Origin of the sequence: Desmospora activa DSM 45169 (genome assembly GCF_003046315.1) — a bacterium.
Taxonomy (GTDB): Bacteria; Bacillota; Bacilli; order Thermoactinomycetales; family DSM-45169; genus Desmospora; species Desmospora activa.
Window position 1 is genome coordinate 257,721 of record NZ_PZZP01000001.1, and the last position, 24,661, is coordinate 282,381.

26 protein-coding genes and 1 pseudogene are annotated in these 24,661 nt (G+C 49.1%); 20 read left to right on the top strand and 7 right to left on the bottom strand.

Annotated elements, in window-relative coordinates; translation table 11 throughout:
* Nucleotides 1-134 precede the first annotated feature (134 nt).
* The 5 genes from C8J48_RS01280 to abc-f all read left to right on the top strand — a co-directional run bounded on the left by C8J48_RS01280 (nucleotide 135) and on the right by abc-f (nucleotide 5,188).
* Nucleotides 135-1,646 (top strand): class I adenylate-forming enzyme family protein, encoded by a 1,512-nt coding sequence (locus C8J48_RS01280; protein WP_107724586.1) that lies wholly within the window; start codon nucleotides 135-137, stop codon nucleotides 1,644-1,646.
* A 282-nt stretch (nucleotides 1,647-1,928) separates the two neighbouring features.
* Nucleotides 1,929-2,504 (top strand): YdcF family protein, encoded by a 576-nt coding sequence (locus C8J48_RS01285; RefSeq protein ID WP_107724587.1) that lies wholly within the window; start codon nucleotides 1,929-1,931, stop codon nucleotides 2,502-2,504.
* Nucleotides 2,505-2,550: 46 nt separating this feature from the next.
* Nucleotides 2,551-3,252 (top strand): DNA/RNA nuclease SfsA, encoded by a 702-nt coding sequence (gene sfsA / locus C8J48_RS01290; RefSeq protein ID WP_107724588.1) that lies wholly within the window; start codon nucleotides 2,551-2,553, stop codon nucleotides 3,250-3,252.
* A gap of 79 nt (nucleotides 3,253-3,331) precedes the next feature.
* Nucleotides 3,332-3,454, top strand: a complete 123-nt coding sequence (locus tag C8J48_RS19165) for a hypothetical protein (protein WP_281261180.1) — start codon at nucleotides 3,332-3,334, stop codon at nucleotides 3,452-3,454.
* Nucleotides 3,455-3,541: 87 nt separating this feature from the next.
* On the top strand, nucleotides 3,542-5,188 hold the full coding sequence (abc-f, locus tag C8J48_RS01295; protein ID WP_245891030.1) for a ribosomal protection-like ABC-F family protein: 1,647 nt from the start codon (nucleotides 3,542-3,544) through the stop codon (nucleotides 5,186-5,188).
* Nucleotides 5,189-5,415: 227 nt separating this feature from the next.
* On the opposite strand, the gene C8J48_RS01300 is transcribed toward abc-f, so the two are convergent.
* On the bottom strand, nucleotides 5,416-5,670 hold the full coding sequence (locus C8J48_RS01300; RefSeq protein WP_107724589.1) for a PD-(D/E)XK nuclease family transposase: 255 nt from the start codon (nucleotides 5,668-5,670) through the stop codon (nucleotides 5,416-5,418).
* Nucleotides 5,671-5,777: 107 nt separating this feature from the next.
* Between C8J48_RS01300 and C8J48_RS01305 the strand changes: the two genes are divergently transcribed.
* Nucleotides 5,778-6,074, top strand: a complete 297-nt coding sequence (locus C8J48_RS01305; protein ID WP_107724590.1) for a HesB/YadR/YfhF family protein — start codon at nucleotides 5,778-5,780, stop codon at nucleotides 6,072-6,074.
* Between the two features lie 314 nt (nucleotides 6,075-6,388).
* Here C8J48_RS01305 and C8J48_RS01310 read toward each other — a convergent pair whose 3' ends face one another.
* The 4 genes from C8J48_RS01310 to C8J48_RS01325 form a co-directional block, all read right to left on the bottom strand.
* Nucleotides 6,389-6,805 (bottom strand): DnaJ family domain-containing protein, encoded by a 417-nt coding sequence (locus C8J48_RS01310; RefSeq protein ID WP_107724591.1) that lies wholly within the window; start codon nucleotides 6,803-6,805, stop codon nucleotides 6,389-6,391.
* The gene (locus tag C8J48_RS01315; RefSeq protein WP_245891031.1) at nucleotides 6,780-8,171 is read right to left on the bottom strand and encodes a (Fe-S)-binding protein; all 1,392 of its coding nucleotides are present in this window, start codon (nucleotides 8,169-8,171) and stop codon (nucleotides 6,780-6,782) included. The genes C8J48_RS01310 and C8J48_RS01315 overlap by 26 nt, the downstream gene beginning before the upstream one ends.
* Complete coding sequence (locus tag C8J48_RS01320) at nucleotides 8,172-9,581, bottom strand: FAD-binding oxidoreductase (RefSeq protein ID WP_107724592.1); 1,410 nt, start codon at nucleotides 9,579-9,581, stop codon at nucleotides 8,172-8,174.
* Between the two features lie 439 nt (nucleotides 9,582-10,020).
* Nucleotides 10,021-10,386 (bottom strand): DUF3899 domain-containing protein, encoded by a 366-nt coding sequence (locus tag C8J48_RS01325; protein ID WP_107724593.1) that lies wholly within the window; start codon nucleotides 10,384-10,386, stop codon nucleotides 10,021-10,023.
* Between the two features lie 282 nt (nucleotides 10,387-10,668).
* Between C8J48_RS01325 and C8J48_RS01335 the strand changes: the two genes are divergently transcribed.
* From C8J48_RS01335 to C8J48_RS01360, 6 genes and pseudogenes are all read left to right on the top strand, one after another.
* Nucleotides 10,669-12,294: a peptide ABC transporter substrate-binding protein gene (locus C8J48_RS01335; protein WP_245891032.1), complete on the top strand. Its 1,626-nt coding sequence runs from the start codon at nucleotides 10,669-10,671 to the stop codon at nucleotides 12,292-12,294.
* 338 nt (nucleotides 12,295-12,632) lie between these two features.
* Nucleotides 12,633-14,249, top strand: a complete 1,617-nt coding sequence (locus C8J48_RS01340; protein ID WP_107724596.1) for a peptide ABC transporter substrate-binding protein — start codon at nucleotides 12,633-12,635, stop codon at nucleotides 14,247-14,249.
* A gap of 126 nt (nucleotides 14,250-14,375) precedes the next feature.
* Nucleotides 14,376-15,306, top strand: a pseudogene (locus C8J48_RS01345) (ABC transporter permease).
* A gap of 6 nt (nucleotides 15,307-15,312) precedes the next feature.
* Nucleotides 15,313-16,233 (top strand): ABC transporter permease, encoded by a 921-nt coding sequence (locus tag C8J48_RS01350; RefSeq protein ID WP_107724597.1) that lies wholly within the window; start codon nucleotides 15,313-15,315, stop codon nucleotides 16,231-16,233.
* Between the two features lie 18 nt (nucleotides 16,234-16,251).
* Entirely contained in the window at nucleotides 16,252-17,286 is a 1,035-nt protein-coding gene (locus C8J48_RS01355) for an ABC transporter ATP-binding protein (RefSeq protein WP_107724598.1), read from the top strand.
* Nucleotides 17,283-18,284: an ABC transporter ATP-binding protein gene (locus C8J48_RS01360; RefSeq protein WP_107724599.1), complete on the top strand. Its 1,002-nt coding sequence runs from the start codon at nucleotides 17,283-17,285 to the stop codon at nucleotides 18,282-18,284. The genes C8J48_RS01355 and C8J48_RS01360 overlap by 4 nt, the downstream gene beginning before the upstream one ends.
* 193 nt (nucleotides 18,285-18,477) lie before the next feature.
* Here the strand turns inward: C8J48_RS01360 and C8J48_RS01365 are convergent, their stop codons facing one another.
* Nucleotides 18,478-18,699 (bottom strand): NifU family protein, encoded by a 222-nt coding sequence (locus tag C8J48_RS01365; RefSeq protein WP_107724600.1) that lies wholly within the window; start codon nucleotides 18,697-18,699, stop codon nucleotides 18,478-18,480.
* Nucleotides 18,700-19,047: 348 nt separating this feature from the next.
* Here C8J48_RS01365 and C8J48_RS01370 point away from each other — a divergent pair, with 348 nt between their 5' ends.
* From C8J48_RS01370 to C8J48_RS01385, 4 genes are all read left to right on the top strand, one after another.
* Nucleotides 19,048-19,971 (top strand): PLP-dependent cysteine synthase family protein, encoded by a 924-nt coding sequence (locus C8J48_RS01370; protein WP_107724601.1) that lies wholly within the window; start codon nucleotides 19,048-19,050, stop codon nucleotides 19,969-19,971.
* Between the two features lie 5 nt (nucleotides 19,972-19,976).
* Nucleotides 19,977-21,113, top strand: coding sequence for a bifunctional cystathionine gamma-lyase/homocysteine desulfhydrase (locus C8J48_RS01375; RefSeq protein WP_107724602.1), 1,137 nt, complete (start codon nucleotides 19,977-19,979; stop codon nucleotides 21,111-21,113).
* 16 nt (nucleotides 21,114-21,129) lie between these two features.
* A complete protein-coding gene (locus C8J48_RS01380; protein WP_107724603.1) occupies nucleotides 21,130-21,459 on the top strand; it encodes a YuzD family protein in 330 nt (109 codons plus the stop codon).
* A 220-nt stretch (nucleotides 21,460-21,679) separates the two neighbouring features.
* Nucleotides 21,680-21,982 (top strand): HPr family phosphocarrier protein, encoded by a 303-nt coding sequence (locus C8J48_RS01385; protein ID WP_170105051.1) that lies wholly within the window; start codon nucleotides 21,680-21,682, stop codon nucleotides 21,980-21,982.
* A gap of 28 nt (nucleotides 21,983-22,010) precedes the next feature.
* Here the strand turns inward: C8J48_RS01385 and C8J48_RS01390 are convergent, their stop codons facing one another.
* The gene (locus tag C8J48_RS01390) at nucleotides 22,011-22,652 is read right to left on the bottom strand and encodes a class D sortase (protein ID WP_107724605.1); all 642 of its coding nucleotides are present in this window, start codon (nucleotides 22,650-22,652) and stop codon (nucleotides 22,011-22,013) included.
* A 181-nt stretch (nucleotides 22,653-22,833) separates the two neighbouring features.
* Between C8J48_RS01390 and C8J48_RS01395 the strand changes: the two genes are divergently transcribed.
* The 4 genes from C8J48_RS01395 to C8J48_RS01410 all read left to right on the top strand — a co-directional run bounded on the left by C8J48_RS01395 (nucleotide 22,834) and on the right by C8J48_RS01410 (nucleotide 24,603).
* Entirely contained in the window at nucleotides 22,834-23,094 is a 261-nt protein-coding gene (locus C8J48_RS01395; protein ID WP_107724606.1) for a DUF1450 domain-containing protein, read from the top strand.
* Nucleotides 23,095-23,376: 282 nt separating this feature from the next.
* Nucleotides 23,377-23,601 (top strand): aspartyl-phosphate phosphatase Spo0E family protein, encoded by a 225-nt coding sequence (locus C8J48_RS01400; RefSeq protein ID WP_107724607.1) that lies wholly within the window; start codon nucleotides 23,377-23,379, stop codon nucleotides 23,599-23,601.
* A gap of 98 nt (nucleotides 23,602-23,699) precedes the next feature.
* Nucleotides 23,700-24,053 carry a HesB/IscA family protein gene (locus tag C8J48_RS01405; protein WP_107724608.1) on the top strand — a complete coding sequence of 118 codons (354 nt, stop codon included), beginning with the start codon at nucleotides 23,700-23,702 and terminating at the stop codon, nucleotides 24,051-24,053.
* 268 nt (nucleotides 24,054-24,321) lie between these two features.
* Nucleotides 24,322-24,603, top strand: coding sequence for a hypothetical protein (locus C8J48_RS01410; RefSeq protein WP_107724609.1), 282 nt, complete (start codon nucleotides 24,322-24,324; stop codon nucleotides 24,601-24,603).
* Nucleotides 24,604-24,661: the final 58 nt, after the last annotated feature.

Below are 24,661 nucleotides of genomic sequence, written 5' to 3' on the forward strand. Positions count from 1 at the left end.
TTGATACGCAACTGATTGATACGGGACCAATGTCCCGTCTTTTTTATTTCAATTGTGTCGAATTATTGAAAAGAACAACAAGTTCCAGGATAATATTATATGGCGATCAATAAAAAAACGTTGGGAGGTATCCTATGGCTACCATCGGTGAATGTATTCGTCACCGCGCACGGCTCTCCCCGCAAATAGAAGCGGTTGTTTCCGGTGATAATCGTATTACTTTTGCTGATTTTAACCAGATGGTGAATCAACTGGCACACTATTTTATTTCTCATCAAGTGGAAAAGGGGGATCGGATCGCTTTAGTCTGTAACAATTCCATTCCCTTTCCCCTCCTCTTTATGGCGGCGGCCAAGGTGGGTGCGGTCATCATCCCGATCAATTGGCGCCTCAAAACGGCTGAAATACAATGGATTTTGGAGGATTGTAAGCCCTGTATGCTCTTCTATCACGAGGAGTTTGAACAGGTGGAACCCCTTTTAAACCTTCCTTTTCTCAAACAGGCCATCTGTGTCGGAACCGGGGAGCGGATTTATGATTCTTTTCGCGAGCGTTTTGCTTCCTTACCGCCTACGGAGCCAACGGTACTCGTGTTGGAGGAGGATCCCGCCCTTATCATCTATACCTCTGGCACAACCGGAAAACCCAAAGGGGTGATCTGTACTCACCGAAATGTTTACAACGCTTGTTTATCCAACAACAATACGCTCGATCTGCGTATGGGCGATCGCTTTTTGTTTGTGACTCCTCTCTTTCATATCAGTGGGATGATCTTTACTGTTGGTGTCTGTGTACGGGGGATTACGCTGGTGTTAGGTACCCAGTTTCATCCGGTTGAAATATGGAATCAAATTGAAAAAGAACGAGTGACGGCGATGATGTCCGTCCCTTCGATGTTGCCCTATATGCTTCAAACCCTGCAAGCCCGCGAATCGGATCCGCTTTCCCTGCGTTGGATCTTGTGTGGTGGCTCTCTCGTTCCCACACAGTTGATTCATGCCTTTAACGAGATGGGTTACCCGATCGCCCAGGTATATGGAGCAACGGAATACTCAGGAGCGATTACATACTGGATCCCGGAAATGGGAATCGAAAATTGCGGTTCGGTCGGAAAAGCCGTCTATCTTACCGAGTTGAAAATTGTAGACCCCACGACCAATGAAGCGGTGCCACCCGGGGAGATGGGGGAAGTGGTCTGCCGAGGGGATCTGATTTTTTCCGGCTATTGGAACAATCCGGAAGCGACAGAGGAGGTCATTCAAAACGGTTGGCTGCATACGCGGGATGTGGGTTGGATGGATGAAGAGGGCTTCCTCTACATCGTGGACCGCCTGCGGGATATGATTATTACCAGCGGAGAAAATGTTTTCCCGGCGGAAGTGGAGGCGGTGATTCAACAGCTGGATCAAGTAGCTGAATCGGCGGTAGTCGGTGTTAAGCATGATGTTTGGGGCGAGCTGGCTCGTGCTTATATCGTTCAAACCGAAGGTGGCACCCTTACCGAGGAACAGGTCTTGGCCCATGTTCACCAACATTTGGCGGAACATAAATTGCGCGAAGTGGTTTTTGTTGGCGAGTTGCCGCGAAATGGGATGGGCAAAGTGATGAAATATGTGTTGCGTGATCATGCTGTACAGGAAATCTAAGGCGGATTGATGCTTTCTCTGACTACCCAGCGGAATCTCCGTAGACCCCCAACCGTATAGCGGCCACACATGCTTTTCTTTGGCCGCTGGCTGGGGACGGAGGAGATGGAGCGGACATCCCTACATCCTTGAAAGGGAAAGAGGAGCGAAACGGAAATCGTGACCCGGGCCTACTTTGCCATCAATCTTCACCGCCGTTAAGGGCGGTTTTTTGTTGTCCTGTTTCTTTTATGGAGAAGTGAGTTGCACTATCATAAGATAGTAGGTACAAAGGAGGCGGGGATGAGAAAGATCGTGCTGATTACTGTCTGTCTATTACTCGGATGCCTGTTTATCGGTTGGATTTATCTGTGGTCGCTTGTATCGCAGTATGATGAACAAACCGATCCCTCCGCGAAGAGAGAAGTAGCGATTGTACTGGGGGCGGCGTTGTGGGATGGAGAACCCAGTCCTGCGCTGCGAGAGCGATTGGAAGCAGCTTTGCAACTGTATGAGGATGGATTGGTTGCACGGATCATTTTATCCGGCGGTGAAGGGAACGATGGGATCAGTGAGGCGGAAGGGATGAAACGATACCTGACCGCACGTGGGGTTCCGGCCGATGATCTGTTGTTGGAAGAAGAGGCGGCTAACACACAGGAGAATCTTTCCTTTTCGCAAGCAATATTAAAAGAGGCGGGATTGACGGAGGTTTATATCGTCACACATGATTACCATATGTACCGGGCGATGAAAATCGCAGCGGAGTTGCAGCTAGAGGCGCAACCAGTGTCCGTTCACTCCCGTGTGTTGTTTAAGCCTTATCATAAAACCCGTGAAAGCTTGGCGTTGATCAAGTATTATCTGGTAAATGGCTAACGGTGAACAAACAAAACGTCCAAGTAGATAAATTAGAGGTGAACCAATGGCCGTTATCATTCCAGGAGAAAAAGTGGAAGCAATCTTTATCGACCGCCCCAACCGATTTCAGGCGGTGGTGGAGATTGACGGGGAGCGGGAGACGGTTCATGTGCCCAACACCGGGCGCATGGATGAGATGCTTTTTCCGGGCACCCCGGTGGTGTTGGAACGGTCCGACAACCCCAAACGAAAACATCGCTACGGTCTGCGCTTTGTCAATAAAAATGGTCACTGGATCTGTATCTACTCCGCTCTGGCCAACCGCGTCTTCCGTGATGGGGTTGAATCGGGACAGATCAAGTGGGTACAGGGTTCTTTGCGTGGCGAAGTGAAGTACGGGGAGAGTCGCATGGATTTTCGCGTCGACGGAGATCCTCCCACTTGGGTGGAAGTAAAATGTGTTACTTTTGAGGAGAACGGGGTGGCCATGTTCCCTGACGCTCCTACCACCCGCGGACAAAAGCATGTGAATGAATTGATGCATGTCGTTCAGTCAGGGGATCGAGGCGCGATTGTCTTTGTTGCCTTTATGGATTTCGTCCACCGCTTCACGCCTCACACCGCCATCGATCCCGCTTTGGCGCGAAAACTGCGTCAAGCCCGCGATCAAGGAATTCGCATTGATGCCTATCGTTGTTCCATCGATTTTGACGCCATCGAAATCGTGGATGAGATTCCAGTGGATTTGTCAGGCGGATCGGTATAAACCCTAGTGATGGAATCCTGTTTGTTATATACTAAACGTATTCACCCACTTCCAGTGGGAATCAAAGGAGGGAAAACGCTTGTCCATCGGAATATGCCGTGAATGGTATACCGTGTCAGTTGCCAATATCACCCATGTAATGGCCGCACACGGGATTCGTATGCCCTTTTTTAGCCATTCGCATATTCCAAAACAAGCGTAAGAACCTATCCTGAAGGAAGATTAAAACCAACTACAGGCGAGGGATCTTGCCTGTGGTTTTTTTGTGTGCAAAAAAGGAGGAATCAGCATGATTGTGTGTGCGGCTAACCGTGTGGGGAAAATGTGGGGCGGCAATTGGATTTTTCAGGATCTGTCCTTGGAGATACGGGAAGGAGAGCGGATCGGTCTGGTTGGACCCAATGGCTGCGGTAAAAGTACGCTGCTACGGCTGTTGAGTGGCGAGGATCCCCCTGATCAAGGCGATCTCTTCTATGGAAAAGGGGTACAAGTGGGTTATTTGCGGCAAATTCCCGTTCAAGATGAGGAAAAGAGAGTCGAGCAGGTATTGCGTTCCGCTTTTGCCGATTTGATTGATCTGGGACGAAAAATGGAACAGTTGGAAACGGAGATGTCCGATCCCACCTTGTCAACACAGGAGTTGGAACGGATTTTGAACCGATACCAATCCTGTCAGGAAGAGTGGGAGCGACGTGGTGGCTATGAAATGGAAGCCAAAATGGAACGGGTGGTGCAAGGGCTTCATCTGCCCTCCGGAATGCTGGAGAGCCCTTTTCATCGTCTGAGTGGAGGTGAAAAAACCAAAGTGGAATTGGGACGGGTGCTGTTGCAGGAGCCAGAGTTGTTGCTGTTGGATGAGCCGACTAACCACTTGGATCTAAGGGCGATGGAGTGGTTGGAGGAGACGATTCGTCAACATCGAGGGGCAGTGGTAGTGGTCTCTCATGATCGCTATTTTCTCGACCGCATCGCGACAGCGATCGTTGATTTGGAAAACGGGGAGTGCGTCCGTTATCCCGATTGTGGCTATACCGCTTTCGTCAAACGAAAGGAAGAGCGGCTGTTGGCGGAGTTTCACGCTTACCAGGAACAGCAGAAAAAGATTAAAAAGATGAAAGAGGCGATTAAACGGTTACGCCAATGGGCTCATCAAGGCGATAACGAAAAGATGTACCGTCGGGCTGCCAGCATGGAAAAAGCGCTGGAACGGATAGAGAAAATTCAACGGCCACAACTGGAGCGAAAGAAGATCGATCTTACTTTTGCCGTCGGTGAGCGCAGCGGGCAAGAGGTATTCCGTTGTCAGGAGGTTTATAAAGAATTTGGAGAGCGTACGGTGTTGGAAGATGTCAACCTACAGATACGGTTTGGAGAAAAGGCGGCCATCATCGGGGAAAACGGCAGCGGCAAATCCACTTTGCTCAAAATTTTGTTGGGGGAGATGGAGCCGGACTTAGGAGACGCCGTGCAGGGTCCGTCGGTGCATGTGGGATATCTATCGCAACAAGGGTGGGAAGGAGACGGTGAAACCACAGTGGTGGATGCCTTCCGTGAAGAAGTGGCGGTGGATGAGGGGAAAGCGCGTCAGCTGTTGGCTCGGTTTTTATTCTACGGCTATGCCGTCTTTCGCAAAGTGAAAGATCTGAGCGGTGGTGAACGGATGCGCCTCCGTTTGGCACAGTTGATGCATCAGGATCTCAATGCGCTGGTGTTGGATGAACCGACCAACCATCTAGACATCGATTCCCGTGAGGTCTTGGAGGAGGCCTTGGCCGAATTCCCCGGCAGCATTATCGCCGTCTCCCATGATCGCTATTTCCTCAACAAATTGTTTGCCCCCACATACTGGTTGCAGCAGGGAACATTGACCCGGTTTGAGGGCAACTACGATGAAATGAAGGCGGAGTGGAAACGGCGCGGCATTGGGGCGGAATAATGAACCGCTCCTGCTTTTATCCTCGACTTAGCAAAAGAGGGTGAAGGAGATTTAACTTACCGATCGATGAACTACCATGGTGGGTTCCGGGGTGAATCCAGCTGAAGCTGCCATAGTTGTGGCAACACGGAATAAAAAAGCTGGCACCTGTTGTGGTGCTAGCTTTTTTCACGATTAATGCTTCTCCTTTTTCCGTAGCGCTTGCAACTCCGCCTCAGATAAACCGGTCACTTCCATGATGGTTGCAAGGTCCATGCCTTTGGCCAGCATTTTTTTGCGACAGAATAAAAGCCTTCCATCTTACCTTCCATCTTGGCGGAGTGTAGTCTGGATCGCTCGTCCAACAAAGCTTTTTGGCGTGATTCATAAAGGAGCCGTGCTTCTTTATCTTGGCTAAGAAGTTCCAAGGTAGTCATCGCTTTTTTCAATTCCGGCTTTTCCATGGCCAGTTCACCCCATTCTTCTTTCCAAATGTTCCCCATCTATTCACTTTCGATCATCCGTTTTATCCAATTGCGCATTTGAACATTTTCCGCTAAACAAGTAGGATGAAGAGAGTTTTGTTAACGGCTAGAAAGGGGAATCATCGATGGACATTCATATTACCCCAAAAGCGCTTGCTTGGTTTCAGCAGGAAATGGGACTGGTCGCGGGGGATGAATTGCGGTTTCACATCCGTTATGACGATGCGCACTCAGCGGAGCGGGATAAACACGGCTTTTCTTTGCGTTTGACGGTGGAGCCGTCCAGGCGACCAGGAGTGAGTGTGGTGACCGGTGGGATTCGTTTCTTTGTGGAAGAGGATGAACTCTGGTTCTTTGACGGCAAGAATTTGCGGGTGGAATGGGATGAACGGCGTGAGATGGTACGTTTTGTTACGTCCTAAGGTATCCACTGCTGGGATTCGTGAAAACGCAATACCCCACTAATAGTAAAAGAAATGGCGTCTACATCCAAAGAATGGAGATAGGCGCTTTTCTTGTGAATATCTTGGGTTGAGAACTGGATCCTAGCCTGTGATTCATTATGATGTCCATTTCAAGTGGATTAAGTGATGCTTGTCTGAGAGGGGAGGGTCAAAATAAAGTTCAAAACTTCGAAGATTGAGGGTATGTCTGGGTTATATGGAGATAGAGAGAGTGTATGTCGTTGTTATCCCCTCCCCTTCCCCTCCTTCTCAGCCCCTCTCCCCCTCTCCCCTCATTCCCATCGCTGTAGCGCTACATCTAAATTATCGATCGAAACCAATCCCTTCTGTAGTGAAGGGTGTGGGCACATTTGATTATATTTACGGATCATGCGGTTGATGGTATCGATTTGTTCATGATCGGCGGGTGAGGGTTCCTCATGCAACTGTTGCTGTGCTTCCCGGATGTGATCCCGTATCTGGTGTTGTAGTTCCACCCATGGCGGCTTGTAGTTGGCGTTTTTGAGGATGTTGCTAAAGGCGTCTCCCTTTAGGTTTTTTGGTGGAATCGGTTTTCCCATGCCGGAAAGGTGCTTAAACTCTCCTTTTTGTGCGTGTTCTTTTACGCTTTGCTCTACGATCTGATCGATGATGTCACCGGATTGGGTGGAAGTTTGTTTTTTCTCATTGGGCTTTTTCTGTTCTTTCATGTGCGTTTTCCCCTTTCTTCATCGATTGCATCAAGAGATCCACCAGATGAAGAGCCTCCATACGATCATGCAATCCTGCCCGTTCAATGCCCAGTTTCATTTGTAAGAGACAGCCGGGATTGGTGGTGACGAGGATGTCGGCGGCGGTTTCTTTGACGTGATTCATCTTTTCGTCAAGGATGTTCATGGAGGTTTCAGGATGAGTCAAGTTATAAATGCCCGCAGAACCACAGCAACGATCCCCCTCAAATAAGTCGACATAAGTAGCATCAGGAATGGATCGTATCAAGGATTCCGGAGCGCCGGCCACCTTCATGCCGTTTTGGAGATGGCAGGAGTGCTGGTAGGTGATTCGTTTCGGTAGCGATTGCAGCGGGAGAGGATTGCCTGCCAGCAACAGCTGGCTAATATCCCGGATGCGAGTGGAAAACCAATGAGCATCCGCTTGCCACTTAGCGTCATCCTTTAGCAAATAGGAGGTTTCCATCAATTGGGCGCCACATCCGCCGGCGTTGGAGGCAATCCAATCCACATCCGCTTGGCGAAAGGTTTGGATATTGTGACGGGCTAACTCCAGAGCTTCCCCTTCCTCTCCAGAGTGGGCGTGTAAGGCACCACAGCAGGTTTGCTCAGGCGGAATTACCACCTCATATCCGGCGGCGGCCAGCAGACGGGCGGTGTTTTCATTGGTATCAGCAAAAACGACATCCATGATGCAGCCGCGAAAAAGGCCGACTCGCCCCCGTTTCTTCCCTTGTGCCGGGATGACGGTTCCGATTCGCTCCACAACTCCCTGTGAAGATGCGGCGGGAAGGATACGATCCAGCTGGCGCAAATGTAAAGGCAAGATTCGCGCCAACCCGCTTTTGTGTACAAACCAGTGTAATCCTGTTTTTCGGTATAAGGCCAGCGTCGCTCCCATCAGGCGTAAGCGGTAGCGATGGGGGAAGAGTCCCCTCAAAAAGAGCTTTCGCAATCCTTTTTCCCGTTGAGATTGCGGGGCATGTTCCGCGATGGCGGCCCGGGATTGCTCCAATAAGCGGCCAAAGCGGACATCGGCGGGGCAAGCGCTTTCACATGCACGGCAGCCGAGACAAAAGTCCATCTGCTGTTGAAAAGCGGGATCCGGCATCATCCAGCCGTCGTGAGCCGCTTTCATCAGGGCGATTCGTCCCCGGGGAGAAGCGGCTTCCAATCCGGTTTCGCGGTAGGTGGGACAGGCGGGGAGACAGAAGCCGCAGCGCATGCAGTTGGTTAACTCCTCCGTATCCAGGGTGAGGGCGAGCTTCCTCCCCAGTTCGTTCCAAGGGGAAGCGGCAGCGTTGTGATTGACCATTTTGGCTTTTGTTGGAGCGGTTTGTGTCATTTACGTTCCCCCCTTTCGCGGGAGGGAACGGTCGCTAAAAATCTTGCCGGGGTTTAAGATGCCCTGTGGATCAAATGCTCGCTTAATCCCTTTCATTACCTCAATCCCGGTTTTACCCACCTGCCATTCTAAAAACGGAGCTTTGGCCATGCCGACGCCGTGTTCCCCGGTGATAGTCCCCCCTAGTTGGAGGGCGGTTTCAACCATATCGGCAAACGCTTGCTCCACTCGTTCGATTTCTGCTTGATTACGGGCATCGGTTAAAAAGGTGGGATGCAGATTGCCGTCGCCTGCATGGCCAAAGGTGCAGATCTCAAGATTGTATTCAGCGGCGATGCGATTGATCGCCCGCACCATATCGGCAATGCGGGAGCGTGGTACGGTCGTATCCTCCAGGATCAAAGTGGGGCGGAGGCGGGCCAGAGCGGAGAGAGCACTGCGACGGGCGGCCAACAAGCGCGACCCATCCGCTTCCGTCTCGGCGATGGCGATGTGAGCGGCACCATTGTCGGCAGCAATCCGGTGAATACATTGGATATCTTGCTCCACGAGCACTGGCGGTCCATCCTGTTCAATTAACAGGATTGCGTCCATCTCCTGAGGCAGCCCGATCCGGGCGTATTCCTCTACTACCTGTATGGTTTTCCGGTCCATAAATTCCAGGGTGCAGGGGATGATACCAGCGGCGATAATGGCGGATACCGTACGGGCGGCGGCATCTAAATCGTCAAAGTGTGCGACTAGTGCGCGACGACTTTGCGGGAGCGGGATCAGTTTTAGGGTGGCTTCGGTGATAATGGCCAGGGTGCCCTCTGACCCAATCAATAATTTGGTGAGATCATATCCGGCCACATCTTTATACAGTTTTCCGCCTGTGCGCAGGATTTCGCCATTGGCCAACACCGCTTCCAGCCCAAGGACGTAATCTTTGGTCGTGCCATACTTTAAGCCGCGCAAACCACCGGAGCATTCCGCGATATTACCGCCGAGTGTGGAGATTTTCATGCTGCTGGGATCAGGGGGATAAAAAAGGCCTTCCTTTTCTACCGCTTGATGTAGCGCTTGTGTATAGACCCCTGGTTGCACGGTCGCCGTCAGGTTTTCCTTATCGATCTCCAAAATGCGATTCATACGGGTCATCACCATGACCAGCCCACCGTTAACGGGGACGGTGTCGGCGCTTAGATTGCTTCCAGATCCCCGTCCAATAACAGGAGTGTTATATTTGGAGGCGATGCGAAGCACGCTCTGTACCTCTTGCGTGGTGGATGGGAAGACAACGCCATCGGGCATGGACTGATACAGGGGAGTAGCGTCATAGGAGTAGCTGACACGCGACTCGGTATCGTCTCGTACATGAGCATCCCCCAGGACCGCTACCAACTCCGCTTTCATTTCCGACTTTAACATGAGGAGGTTTCCTCCTTCGCACGCTTCTTAGATTATGGCGAGACCTTCAACAAGAGCCATCCTATTGCGGTTTTTAAGACGCCAATGCTCTTTGATACCACACTATCATATTGGGATAAAACTGAAAACGATTTCAGGGAGGGAGTACAAGGCAGGACGAGCCGAATGAACAACCCTCGCTGCGGCATTGATTTGGTTCTTTAATCGTCGGCTTGCTCAAAAAAACGATGTACCGCGGCAAACGGTTACTCGCATCGCCTGGGCGATGGCGGTGATTACCGCCCCATGGATGTTTCTGATCCCGCTCTCTCTTTTTCCTGTGTGATCATGAAACCTAGCGACAGGGCCCGGTTTCCGGTACAGCTCCTGTCGCCAGTGACAATCAAGCAGAGTGTCTACAGGATCTCCGACTACTGATCGGGGACTTTTTGCTACACTTTCAAATCAAAATCAATAAAAAAGAAAGGACCGTGAGGATCAGGCCGGTAATAAAGGCGATGGCAGCCACTTGTTTCACCTGTTGAGAGCGACTCTGCGGTTGAGCGCCGTCATCATTTAGCGGTTCGTCATATCCGCCATATTCCCGTTCCGACTTGGATAGGAAGAGTGAGCGGAACCCTTTGGAAAACAGCGTGAAAAAACCGCCGGAGATGACAGTATAAAGTCCCGCCACCATCAACAAGATCATCCCTACCATAAATAAATTGTTGATCAACCGAATGATACTTCCGCCTGCCGCCGCATAACACACTCCCGTAATCAGCAAACTGCTGATAGCCACCCAGCGATTTCGGCTTTGTAACATGTTTATTCTCCCTTCTGTGCAATCAATTCTAACCCACCCATCGGCAAAGGCTTAACAGTGTCTATATTTTTTCCACAGTGATGGACAATCACCTTTTTTTCAGATGAACAAGGGGTCCACCTTCCACTAATCTTAAAATCTCTGATAATTTTTGCGACAACTCTTTTCTGGCCTATGAATTTCATTTATAATATACACTGCTTCTATATAAATCTTCTGAGTAATGATTAAGGGAAATATTACTTTTTCAATTGAACATAAATCCGAATGGGGAGGATATTGATGAAGAAACGATTGACCGTGACAATCACCCTGCTGAGCGCAATCAGCTTGGTGTTGGCGGGGTGTGGAGGGTTACAATCCGGCTCTCCCAATCAAGAAGGTGTCGATCAAAACCAAGTGCTGAACATGACCTTGCGGGCGGAACCGGCGACGTTGGATCCGTCGTTGGTGGCTGATGCCGTTTCCTCCGATGTATTGAACAATGTGATGGAAGGGTTATACCGGATTAACAAAGACAACAAACCGGAGCCGGCGATTGCTTCCGGTGTAGAGATCTCTGAGGATAAGAAAACCTATACTTTCACCTTGCGCGATGCCAAATGGAGCAATGGTGATGCGGTAACCGCCCAAGACTTTGAGTATTCTTGGAAACGTACGTTGAATCCGGAAACCACGGCGGAATATGCTTATATTCTCTACTCGATCAAAAATGCCGAAGCATACAATACAGGTGAGGCTTCCGCCGATGAGGTAGGTGTGAAAGCCTTAGACGAAAAAACACTGGAAGTGGAATTGGAAGCACCCAGTCCATACTTTCTCAGTTTGACCGCTTTTAGCAACTACCTTCCGCAAAATCAATCCGCAGTTGAAGAATTTGGGGAAAAATACGGAACAGAAGCGGATAAAATGGTGTACAACGGTCCCTTTCATGTGTCCGAGTGGAAGCATGAACAAAATGTACAATTGAAAAAAAGTGATACCTACTGGGATCGGAACGCGGTCCGTCTGGAGCTCGCCAACTTGAATATCGTCAAAGAGACTTCCCTGGCGGCCAACTTGTATACGGGAAACGAAGCCGATGTGGTTGAATTGAGTTCCGAGTTGGCAGATGCGTTTAAGAAAAGCCCGGAGTATTTGCCTTACACAGGCTCGACGACACAGTATTTGGTTTTTAACACCACCAATCAGTTCCTGTCTAATCCCAATATTCGTAAAGCCCTGAGCTACGCGATCGATCGAGATTCACTCGTTAAAATTATGAAGGATGGTTCCGAGCCCGCTTACGGTTTTGTGCCGCCTACGATCTTTACCAGCGATAATAAAGTTTTCCGTGAGGAAGCTTCCGACCAACATCAGTATAACCCCCAGGAAGCGAAACGGTTGTTGCAGGAAGGGATGGCGGAGTTGGGGCTTACTTCCACTCCGAGCCTGACGATGTTAAGTTATGATGATCATCGCAAAGATGCCGCCGTATTTATGCAGGAGCAATTGCGCAGCAATCTGGATTTAGAGGTACGGATTGATCCCAAGCCTTTTAAGCAAAAGTTGGATCGTGAACTGGAAGGCGACTTTGAAATCACCTTTGCCGGTTGGGGAGCGGACTTTAATGATCCGCAAACATTCCTTGACATTTATGTGAGTGATGGAGCCTACAACTGGGCACAATGGTCTAACGAAAAGTACGATGAGTTGATTAAGAGCTCCATCGGCAACCCAAACAATGAAGAGCGGACGAAAAACCTCGTCGAAGCGGAAAAGATCTTGATGGAGGAAGCGCCAATCGCTCCTATCACCTACGCAGGTAAAATCTACCTACAAAAACAATATGTCAAAGGAATCTACCGCCACCCTGTCGGTGCTGAATTAAGCCTCAAATGGGCGTATTTGGATGGAAAAGAAAAGTAATGGTTTAGGAAAAGGAACTCCTCTTTTATAGGAGTTCCTTTTTTTACTATAGAAAAAAGCGGTGTTCTTATGCTGTTCGTCTTTGATTTTTTATTCATTTCAAGCTATGATAGATTTGGCTTGTGAAATATATTACGCCCAAATTTTTGTGAAATTTAGTACGTTTTCTACCAAATAGGTATAAAATGTATATTTAATTTCGGGAAGGAATTAGAAACTTCCAGTCGAATTGGGTTAGTTGGGTAGCTTTTGGCCTATCTATTCCTTTATTATCCTTTGATGTTATGGCGTTTTGCCCATGACATAAATAGAATTCATTTTCAAGGGGGGAATTCCCAGTGAACAAGAAGTTTCAACTCTCACTGGCTATCTTATTGGTCGCCAGTCTATTTTTGAGTGCCTGTGGCGGTGTTGACCAAGATGCCGGCAGTGGCGACGGCAAACAAGTGCTACGGCTGATGCAGACGGATGAGCCGCCGGGGTTGGATAGTGCGACTACTACCGACGCCATTTCCAATGAGCTGTTAAACAATGTAATGGAAGGTCTTTACCGTCTGGATAAGGATAACCATCCGACGGAAGGGATGGCTGAAGACGTAAAGATCAGCAAAGATAAAAAAACCTATACCTTTACCCTGCGCGATGCAGAGTGGAGCGATGGGGAGCCGGTGACGGCGGAAAACTTTGAATATGCATGGAAGCGGGCGCTAGACCCAAAAAGCAAATCGGAATATGCGTTCCTTTTGTACCACATCGAGGGTGCTGAAGCTTATAACACCGGAGACGGAAAAGCAAAAGATGTAGCTGTCAAAGCGCTGGATGAGAAAACTCTGGAAGTGAAACTGGAAGCACCGATCCCATACTTTGAAAGCCTGCTCACCTTTACCACCTATTATCCGCAACGGCAGGATATCGTGGAGGAGCACGGCAACAAGTATGCGACCGAAACGAATAAAATGGTGTACAACGGACCATTTGTCCTCTCAGAGTGGCAGCACGCAAAGAGCTATAAACTGGCTAAAAACGAGAAGTATTGGGATAAGGATACCGTCAAGCTGGATGAGATCACCTTTGACATTGTGAAAGATGTGGCTACCGGCGTTAACCTGTTTGAGTCCGACAAATTGGATGTAGCAAACTTAAGCGATGACTTTGTCGATAAGTATGCAGGTAAAGATGAGGTTGTTCCGGTTCCGGAAGCAAGCACCTTCTATCTGCAATTTAATCAAGATGAAGAGTATTTTGCCAACGCCAATATCCGTAAAGCGCTCTCTATGGCGATCGATCGTGAGACGATTACCGACAAATTGCGCAAAGACGGTTCTCAACCGGCGACCGGATTTGTACCGACTCCAATCGATGTCAATGAAAAGCCTTTCCGTGAAGTCTCCGGTGAATTGATCAGCCCCAAAGCTGATCCCAAAGAAGCGAAAAAGCTACTGGAAAAAGGCTTAAAAGAAGTGGGCATGGATAAATTGCCGACGATTGAGATCCTTGGTTACGATACCGCTATTGCTAAAAAGGAACAAGAATATATCAAAGAAGCGCTGGAAAGCGCGTTGGGCATTAAAGTGAAGTTGCAAGTATTGCCTTTCGCTCAAAAATTGGATCGGGAATCCAACGGTGATTTCCAAGCAAGCTTTGCTGGTTGGGGTGCCGACTACAACGATCCGATGACCTATCTAGATGTCATGCTAACCGGTGGTTCTTATAACCGGGGTGGATGGAGCAACGAAGATTATGATAAGTTAGTGAAGAAATCGATGACCAACCCGGACTTTGAAAAGCGGGCCGATGATTTGGTTGAAGCGGAAAAGATTCTGATTGATGAGATGGGCGTAGCACCGCTCTACTTCCGTTCCCGCTTGAATCTGCAAAACGATACGGTTAAAGACATATACCGTCATCCCTTTGGTGCGGATCGCTCGTTTAAATGGGCTAGCGTCGAGAAGTAACCCAAACCGTTTAGTCATAGGAAGCAGCGCAAGAAGGTATATGGTCCGGTATGGGTCATATACCTTCTGTGCGCTCATGATTGAATTGGTTGATTTTTGAATTCAAATGGAAAGGGGAGTGAAGCCATGAGGCGATATATCTTGCAGCGCGCCATCTATATGGTAATCACCCTGTGGGTCATTATTACGATTACATTTTTCCTAATGAACTTGCTCCCAGGTTCCCCTCTCGCCAATGAAGATCGTATCCCCCCTGAACTAAAAGAGCAAATCTTGCATGAGTATGGGTTGGATCAGCCGTTGCCGGTGCGATATGTCCAATACATGGGTAATCTGTTGCAAGGGGATTTAGGGGTCTCCTATAAATATGATGGCCGCTCCGTATCGGAGATGATTTTGCAAGGCTTTCCGGCCTCTGCTCAGCTTGGTGTACAAGCCCTAATCCTTGGCACCCTGCTCGGTGTAAGTCTAGGCTGTATCGCAGCCTTGCGCCGCGGTACATGGGTGGATAGCTCTGCTACGATTGTGGCGGTACTGGGTTACTCCATCCCCAGCTTTGTGTTGGCGGCACTCTTATCGTATTATGTGGGCGTTAAGTGGGGCATTCTTCCGCCAGGGCTGTGGAACGGGTGGGAGTATTCGATCCTACCGTCACTGGCCTTGGCTGGGATGGTCGTTGCACAGATCTCCCGTTATATTCGCACGGAAATGTTAGAAGTGTTGGGCCAGGATTATATGAAAACAGCCAAAGCCAAGGGCTTGTCGCGAGGGACGGCGATTGTACGTCATGCATTGCGCAATTCCCTCATTCCGGCGATTACCATCCTAGGTCCGTTGGCGGTTGGTCTGATTACGGGTTCATTAGTCGTTGAAAAGATTTTTGCCGTACCGGGGATGGGTTGGATCTTTGTTGATTCCATCCAAACCAACGACTACACGTTGATCATGGGTGTGACCATTTTTTTATAGCTTCCTGATTATCGTCAGCATGTTTATTATTGATATTTTATACGGCATTATCGACCCACGGATCCGTGTAGCCGGAGCGAAGGAGTGAATGAATATGGCGAAAAACTTGACCCCGGAACTGTTTGAACCGGCTGATATCCAATCAGCGGAGCAGGAGAAAGTTTACCGCAAACGGCTCAGCTTTTGGCAGGATGCCTGGCGCCGCTTTCGCTCCAACTGGGGAGCGATGACTGGACTGGCTATCATTTTAGTCATCGGGATCCTGGCGATTGTGGGACCGCATCTGAACGACCATACCATCAACCAACAACAGTATGATTACCTCAATGCGTCGTCGTTTGGCGATTATTGGTTTGGTACTGATTCATTGGGCAGAGATTTGTGGACCCGTACTTGGTACGGTGCCGGTATCTCTCTCTTGATCGCCTTTATTGCGGCAGGAATCGATTTGACCGTTGGGTTGACCTACGGATCCATCTCCGGTTATTTCGGCGGTCGGGTGGACACCTGGATGCAACGGGTAGTTGAGGTGTTGTACGGAATTCCGAATCTGATTGTGATTATTTTGCTGCTGTTGGTGCTGGAACCGGGGATCTTTGCCATCGCACTGGCGATTGCGTTAACCGGATGGGTGCCGATGTCACGGATTGTACGGGCTCAAATGTTAAAGCTGAAATCCCAAGAGTATGTGTTGGCTGCCCGCACCTTAGGAGCCGGTACCCGGCGCATGCTGTTTAAACATATGTTGCCCAATGTATTTGGGCCGGTCATTATCACCATTATGTTTACGATTCCCACGGCCATCTTCTTTGAGGCTTTTCTTGGGTTTATCGGTTTAGGTCTAAACCCGCCTGAGGCTAGTTTAGGCGTGTTGATCAATGACGGTTTTAAGATGCTACAGCTATATCCGTATCAAACCTTTATCCCGGCGGCGGTATTGTCCTTGTTGATGTTTAGTTTTAACTTGCTGGGCGACGGCCTGCGGGATGCACTGGATCCCAAATTGCGCCAATAAGAAAGGAGGGGAAGAAAGATGGAACAAAACGCGTTGTTACAAGTAAAGGATCTACATGTTTCCTTTGCCACATACAATGGAGAAGTAAAGGCAGTGCGCGGCGTCAGCTTTGATGTGCGTAAAGGGGAGACTGTTGCGGTGGTGGGGGAATCCGGCTGCGGCAAAAGTGTCACCTCGCAAACGATTATGCGTCTGATTCCACAGCCGCCGGGAATATTAAAGCAGGGGGAAATTCGATTTAATGGCAAAGATTTGACCAAGCTATCGGAAAAAGAGATGGAAAAAATTCGCGGAAAAGAGATTGCGATGATTTTCCAGGATCCGATGACTTCGCTCAACCCGACGATGACTATCGGCCGACAGATCATGGAAGGGTTGATCAAACATCAAAAAATGTCCAAGGATAAAGCCAAAGCACGGGCATTGGAAATGTTGCGTTTGGTGGGAATCCCCAGTCCCGAGTCCCGCATCAACCAATACCCGCACCAGTTTAGCGGCGGGATGCGCCAACGGGCGATGATCGCCATCGCCTTGGCGTGTGCACCGCAACTATTGATTGCCGATGAGCCGACTACGGCCCTGGATGTGACCATTCAGGCACAGATTTTGGACTTGATGAACGAGCTAAAAGAGAAGCTGAACACTTCCATCATCTTGATCACTCACGATCTTGGTGTCGTGGCGGAGACCGCCGACCGTGTTGTGGTGATGTATGCTGGGAAAGTGATTGAATCGGGTACAGTAGAGGAGATCTTCCGCCAACCGCGCCACCCGTATACATGGGGATTGATGGGCTCGATGCCACGCCTGGATCAAAAACGGACACAAGAACTTAGCCCAATCAAGGGGACGCCTCCGGATCTACTGTCACCGCCTCAGGGCTGCCCCTTCGCTGCCCGCTGTCAGCATGCCATGAAGATTTGTACCCAAGAGATGCCGGAGACGACTGCTGTTGGTGAGGGCGGCTCACAGCAAGTGGCATGTTGGTTGGAACATCCGATGGCACCAGCGGTGCAACCGCCGGCTGAAGTAGTGGGAGGGGGATCCAAATGAGCGTAAAAGAGCCCCGCGTGGAAAAAGTTTTGGAAGTAAAAAACGTGAAAAAGCATTTTCATATGGGCGGCGGCCAAGTCGTCAAAGCAGTGGATGATGTCAGCTTCGATGTGTATAAAGGGGAAACCCTGGGTCTTGTCGGCGAATCCGGCTGCGGGAAGTCGACGATCGGGCGGACGATTATCCGTCTGTATGAAGCGACGGACGGGGATATCCGCTTTAAGGGCCGCACCACCAAAAAACTAAAGGGACGTAGCTTAAAGGAATTTAACCGCGAGATGCAGATGATCTTCCAGGACCCTTACGCTTCCCTTAATCCGCGTATGACGGTTGGTGACATTATCGCCGAAGGGTTGGACATTCATGATTTGGCCAAGGGAAAAGAACGGCGTGCACGCGTGGTGGAGCTGTTGGAAACAGTGGGGCTCAATGAGGAGCATGCGGAGCGCTTCCCCCATGAATTTAGCGGCGGCCAACGGCAGCGAATCGGGATTGCCCGCGCACTGGCGGTAGACCCTGATTTTATCATTGCCGATGAGCCTATTTCCGCCCTGGATGTATCGATCCAAGCGCAAGTGGTCAATCTGATGAAAAAGCTGCAACGGGAAAAAGGGCTCACCTATCTCTTTATCGCCCATGATTTATCGATGGTGAAATATATCAGCGACCGTGTCGGGGTGATGTATCTGGGTAACCTGGTGGAGTTGGCGGAGAGTCAGGAACTCTACGACAATCCGCTCCATCCTTACACAGAGGCGCTTCTGTCGGCAGTGCCGATTCCCGATCCGCAGCAGGAAGGGAAGAAAGAGCGCATTATCCTAAAGGGAGACGTTCCCAGCCCCATCGATCCTCCCAGCGGCTGCCGTTTCCGTACCCGCTGTCCGAAAGCGATGGACATCTGTGGTCAGGAAGCGCCCCAATGGCAGGAAGTGCGGCCGATGCATTGGGTTTCCTGTCATCTGTATCAGGAGGAATCGCTTAAAAAAGACGGAAAGTAAAAAGCGTACAAAAAACATCCTCCAACAAAACGGAGGATGTTTTATTTTGGGAAGTTGCACCCATGCGTAAATAAAAATCTTGGGGGATACTAAACGACGCCTTATCCCCATCGATTACTTAAGGGGTTTTCCCGCTCCCAAAAAATATAGAAACTCCCCTTTCCGTACGAAAGGGGAGCGAAATCGCTTTAGTTTAGAGCACTTGTTCCACTTCGGTTACGCCAGGGACTTCTTCCACCAAAGCCCGTTCAATCCCGGCTTTTAGCGTAATGGTGGAGCTGGGGCAACTGCCGCATGCTCCCAACAGTCGAACGCGGACGACGCCATCTACGATTTCCACCAGTTCAACATCGCCGCCGTCACGTTGAATAAAGGGGCGCAGTTTATCCAGGACTTCCTGTACTTGTGTCTCCATCGATGCTATCTCCTTTCAGAGGTTCGGTTTGAACCCCGATCCGATCATTTCGCTTCTATCGCTATTGTAGTCAGTTTTGATGCACAAATCAATCCGTCGCTTGCGGAATGATTCCTATTATCATTATAACGGATGTATCATAAGATGTCTCGCTTTAGACTTGTTGATAGCCATATTTCGGATGGAGGGGAAGGGATTTTTGAGTCTTTTGTGCTCTCAATATAAACTTGTCTCGTCGATTAACCATATCATTCTCATCCGAATAAAGTGTTTTGTGAGCGCGAACAGTCATGATAAGATGAAAAGGGTATTTGCCTCCAAATTGATAAGGGGGATGTGGATATTGTTATGCGCAAAGCGGTTGAGGATATAAAAGAATTAATCGGCGCTACACCGACGGTACGGCTAAAACGGTTTGATCTGCCACATGGAGTTAAAATCTATGCGAAGTTGGAAGCGTATAATCCTGGCGGCAGTGTAAAGGATCGACTTGGTGTCGCTCTGATACGGGCAGCGGAAGAAAATGGGAAGCTGCGTCCGGGTGGAACGATTATTGAACCGACTGCAGGTAATACGGGAATCGGATTGGCGTTGGCCGCCATTGGCACGGATTATCGGGTGATTGTGGTTGTGCCGGAGAAGTTTTCCCAGGAAAAACAACAGTTGATGCGAGCGTTGGGGGCGGAAGTGGTGAACACACCCACCGAAGATGGGATGAAAGGGGCAATCGCAAAAGCGCGGGAGTTGGAAGGCCGCATTGTGGGCGCCTATTGCCCCCAGCAGTTTGGAAACCCGGCCAATCCGGAGATCCATTATCGTACAACCGGCCCTGAAATCTGGGAACAACTAAACGGAAACGTGGACATTTTTGTGGCCGGTGCTGGAACTGGTGGTACGTTTATGGGATGTGCCCGTTATCTAAAGGAAAAAAATCCATCTATCAAAACGGTGATCGTGGAACCGGAGGGCTCCATTTTAGGGGGTGGGGAGTCGGGTCCACACCGAACAGAAGGAATTGGGATGGAGTTTTTGCCGGATTATATGGAACCTACTTACTTTGATGCCATTTATACCGTAAAAGATGAGGATGCGTTTCAGATGGTAGCCGAATTGGCACGACGGGAAGGGGTGCTGGCCGCCAGCTCCTCCGGGGCGGCTTTTTATGCCGCTTTACAGGAAGCACGCATCGCACCTGCTGGTACCACGATTGCTGTTATCTTTCCAGACAGCAGTGAACGATATATGAGCCAACAGATCTATGGAGGAGAGTGACAATCATGCGGATGGATACGAAGCTGATCCATGGAGGCGTGTTTGCAGATGAACGGACCGGTGCAGTTAGCGTTCCCATCTACCAGGTCTCCACTTATAAACAAGATGCCATCGGTCAACATCGGGGCTATGAATATTCTCGTACCGGTAACCCAACCCGAGAAGCACTGGAACTATTAATTGCTGAATTGGAGAATGGAAAGCGTGGTTTTGCTTTCTCCTCCGGAATGGCCGCCATCTCTACGGTGCTGTCGCTGTTTGATCAAGGCGATCATCTAGTGGTGGGGGATGATGTTTACGGAGGGACTTATCGCGTTCTTAGCCGTGTGTTTAATCGTTTAGGGGTAGCGGTTACCTTTGTGGATACCAGCGATGTGAGCGCGATCCAGAAGGCCGTACAGCCTCACACAAAGGCAGTATTCCTGGAGACTCCCAGCAATCCGCTTCTCAAGGTGACGGATATTGCCGCTGTTGCTGGGATCTGCCGCGAACAGGAGCTTCTGTTGATCGTCGATAATACATTCCTGACGCCTTATTGGCAAAATCCGCTCGACCTTGGAGCCGATATTGTGCTTCATAGCGCGACTAAGTACTTAGGCGGACACAGCGATGTGGTGGCCGGTTTGGTGGTAGTAAAGGATGAAGAGCTGGGTGAATCGATTCACTTTCTGCAAAACTCTATCGGTGGAATTTTACCGCCTCACGACTCGTGGCTATTGATGCGTGGCATCAAAACTTTAGGGTTACGGATGCGGCAACATGAGGAGAGTGCACACCAGTTGGCGGAATGGTTGGCGGCAAGAGAGGATATTACCACGGTCTACTATCCGGGGCTGTCCAACCATCCCGGTTACGATATCGCCCGTCGTCAGGCCCGAGGATTTGGAGGGATGATCTCTTTTGATGTTGGGGATGGAAAACGGGCAGAACGGGTACTGGAAAATACGCGTTGGTTTACACTGGCGGAAAGCTTAGGCGCCGTGGAAAGCCTGATCTCCGTACCGGCACGGATGACCCACGCTTCTATCCCTGTTGAACGTCGACGTGAGTTGGGAATCAGTGATGGCTTGATTCGGATATCCGTCGGGGTTGAGGATATCGACGATCTAAAAGAAGATTTGGAACAAGCTCTCAACACCTGAGAAAGGAGAACAATCCATGAGCAAATTCCCTGTGGAAGTCGTAGTGTATGGAGCGGAAGAGTTATGCGCCAGCTGTGTCAATTTTCCTTCCGCTCAGGAGACGGCTTCGTGGTTGGAGGCCGCATTAGGTAGAAAATACCAGGATGCGGTTCACGTCCATTATGTTGACATCAATCAGCCACAAGGAGAAGAAGAAGCAGCATTTTCTCGTCGGGTAATCGAGGAAGATCTCTGGTATCCCGTTGTGGTGATTGAAGGGGAGATTGTGGGAGAAGGCAATCCCAAACTAAAATCGATTCAACAAAAATTGGAATCGGTGGGGGTATTACCGGTTGACGGTAAATAATTGTGCCCAATGATATTATTGTTGGATAAGATATCCCTGGTGGTGAGCACGCTCACTATCCGGGGTTTTTTATTTGGTCGATCGAATTGTCATCCGCAAAAGATGCCATTGACGATAAACAAAGATAAATGTAAAATAATCTTACATAAAAAGTTTATACTCGGGTATAACGTGTTTAATGTCATAAAAACTAACAAGAATGTTAGGAGGGATCCAAACAATGCGGGTAGAGCGGACTTTATATGTGGAACGAATTTGGAGTATTCAGGAGATGGCTGTATTTGTTAGTATGGCGCGGGAACTGGATAACCCCATCACGTTGGAATATCGTTCCGGTACAGCGAACGGAAAAGGATTGCTGGGTATCGTCTCCCTGATGATGAAAGTGACTACCGGTGAAACCATTCGTTTGGTGGTATCCGGCTCTGGGGCTTCCGATGCGATGGCTGCTCTACTAAAGCAGCTACCGCTTGGGATTGTGGCAGATCCCAAAAATCAGAACTGTGTTTCTCATACCCTATAACGAATAAGATCCAGCCATTGGCTGGATCTTATTGTTGTACGGATGATCGGTGCAAGGCGGTTTGGTTGGGGTCTTTGACGCTTTCGATTAACTCAGCCCGGATCAGGTACCGTTGTGGAGCGCTGCCAACCAGATTAAAGGGATAACAGGTGATTAATGTGAGTGCAGGTTCTTTTAGAGGAACGATCACCGTGCGGTCGTCTTCATCGACGATCCATTGCTTACGTACTTGGTAAGTATAGGTATAACCGTTCATTTTCACATAGAGGCGATCTCCCACTTCAATTTCACCGGCGCGGCGGAAGACGGTCTCCCGATGTCCGGCTAGGACGCTATGCCCCGTTTGACCGGCCAAGACTGTACCATAACCGATATACTGTCCAACCCCTTTGGCTAACTCCTCATCATCGGTTCCATAAACGATGGGGAGAATGGCGCCGATACGGGGGATAACCAATTCCCCGATCAACTCTCCCCGTTCAGGAGTCCATGTTTTGTCGGTGCCTTTTTCCAGAGTGGGCTGAGCCTGAGTATCATTCCAGTTATCGGATACAGCCATGGCCAGTTGTGGATCACGGATCACGACGCGCAACTGATCCCACCATTGATAGCCATTGAAAATGAGGATAATTCCTCCGCTGAGAATTAAGAGAATGGCCACTTTCCGCATCACTGACAGCTTCCTCCTTCGATTTTATAAGAAGAAAGGATTTGCATTTGAATCGAATTTATCTTATCATGGCGCATCATATGTCACAAATAAAACCGGTTATTTGTCGATCTTTTTTGCGTTAAAATAGAGAGGGGAGAACGGCTTAGCCAAGAAACTCCCTTTGATAGGAGTGAGTGGGATGCAACCGATGGTTGAGTTTTGTTTGAGCCGGTTAACTCCCGATGTATTAAAAGTGAAGGAAGAGTTGGAACGGGATCCGGAGATTGAGGTGTTGGAAAGCCCTTGTTTGGGTAATTGTGAATTGTGCGCACAAACTCCTTACGCGATGGTCAATGGGGAGATTGTGACAGGTGAAACCCAACAAGAACTACTTGCCAATATTTACGCTGAAATCGAAAAGCAGCAAAAACAGATGGAAGACCTATTTGATCTGCTTTAAGGGTCTTGAAAAATCGGCTACCAACCATAAATCATAAACAAAACCCAGTGTCACAATGATGACGCTGGGTTTTGTTTGATCCTCGATAAAAAGATTGAAATAATTGGTTTTATTCGGTAATATGGAAACGAATGTTCTTGATGGTTGTTGTCTCTTACTGTCGAGATTGCGAATACATCCTTAGAAGTAAATACATAACAATTGTAGCGTAATTTCGTATATATGTATTTAATTTTCGATATTTGTCGGTTATGATGCAGTTAGCTGGAAAAGGGGGCGAACATGATTGGGCTGAAGCGGGTGGAACGGGAAATGGAGCGATTGCGATCCTGTATGGAACGGGAAGCGGAAAAGCTGGGGTTACACCACCCCCGTGTGGTTCATATTAGCCAACAATTGGACGAGCTTCATAATGAATGGAATCGCATAAAGCAAATAGAGGAAAAAACCTACACAATTCGATCTTATACTTCTAAAATTAGAGAAGTTGCAGTCTGTCGGGTTTAACGGATTTAACGGATATCGGTCCGGTTGTGTTCCACTTAACGACTGGGTATAATAAAAGAACCACGATCACGCCACTCATAAAGAAGGAGGGATGTTGCGTGATTGAATTGTCGGAGCGTGCCGGTCACAAAATCCAGGAAATGCTTCAGGATGAAGAGGATCACAATCAATACCTCCGTGTCGGCGTCAAAGGCGGAGGTTGCAGCGGGTTTACCTATAGCATGGGGTTTGATCCCAATAAATCTGCCGCTGATAAAGAAGTGGAGCTACAAGGGATCCGCATCTTGGTGGATAAGGAAAGTGAACCACTGATTCAAGGTCTCCAAATCGATTATAAAGAATCGATGATGGGTGGGGGCTTCACCATCCACAACCCCAATGCCATCGCCACCTGCGGTTGTGGTACCTCCTTCCGCACAGCGACGAAAGAAGGTACACCCGAGAAGTGTTGACGGTGTGAATGAGGTGTAAGAGTAAATAATTCAACGGTGATCATGGCCGTTATCAACTCCTAACATTCGCTGATACTGCACGTCTCCTAACGGTAAATACCGGAGGGAGGCGTTTTATTTTAGTACTTTGTTATTAATCTGGACGCCCTTTAGGTCTTTTTAAAGTTAAAGTGAATTCTTGTATCGATTCTTCATGTTGTCGTTTAACATCTTTTCTCATGTGAAAAACTATCTGTAGAATAAACTCAATGTTAAAGGAGGGTAAACCATGAGCCGAAATCAGTGGGGAGAGAGTAAAAATCAGGAGATGGAAGCGATTGCTAAAGAGAGTGAAACTGAAGACGATGGGCAAATGGATACTGAGCAGGAAGAAATCCTGGAACAAAACCGCCAGGAAGCCCAGCGGAAAGACGTGGACGTTAACGGGCGTCATCGCTTTGATATGGATGTGGATCGGATGGTGAACGAAGGGTTGGGCGGCGGTCAGGTAGGCAAGCGGTCGGGGTTGATTGACGAATCGCATGTGGAAGGCGATTCGTCCTTGGAGTAAGTGAAGTGTGCCGTTATTGATTGATTCTTGGGATCTTCACACGGATGAACACCTGTTG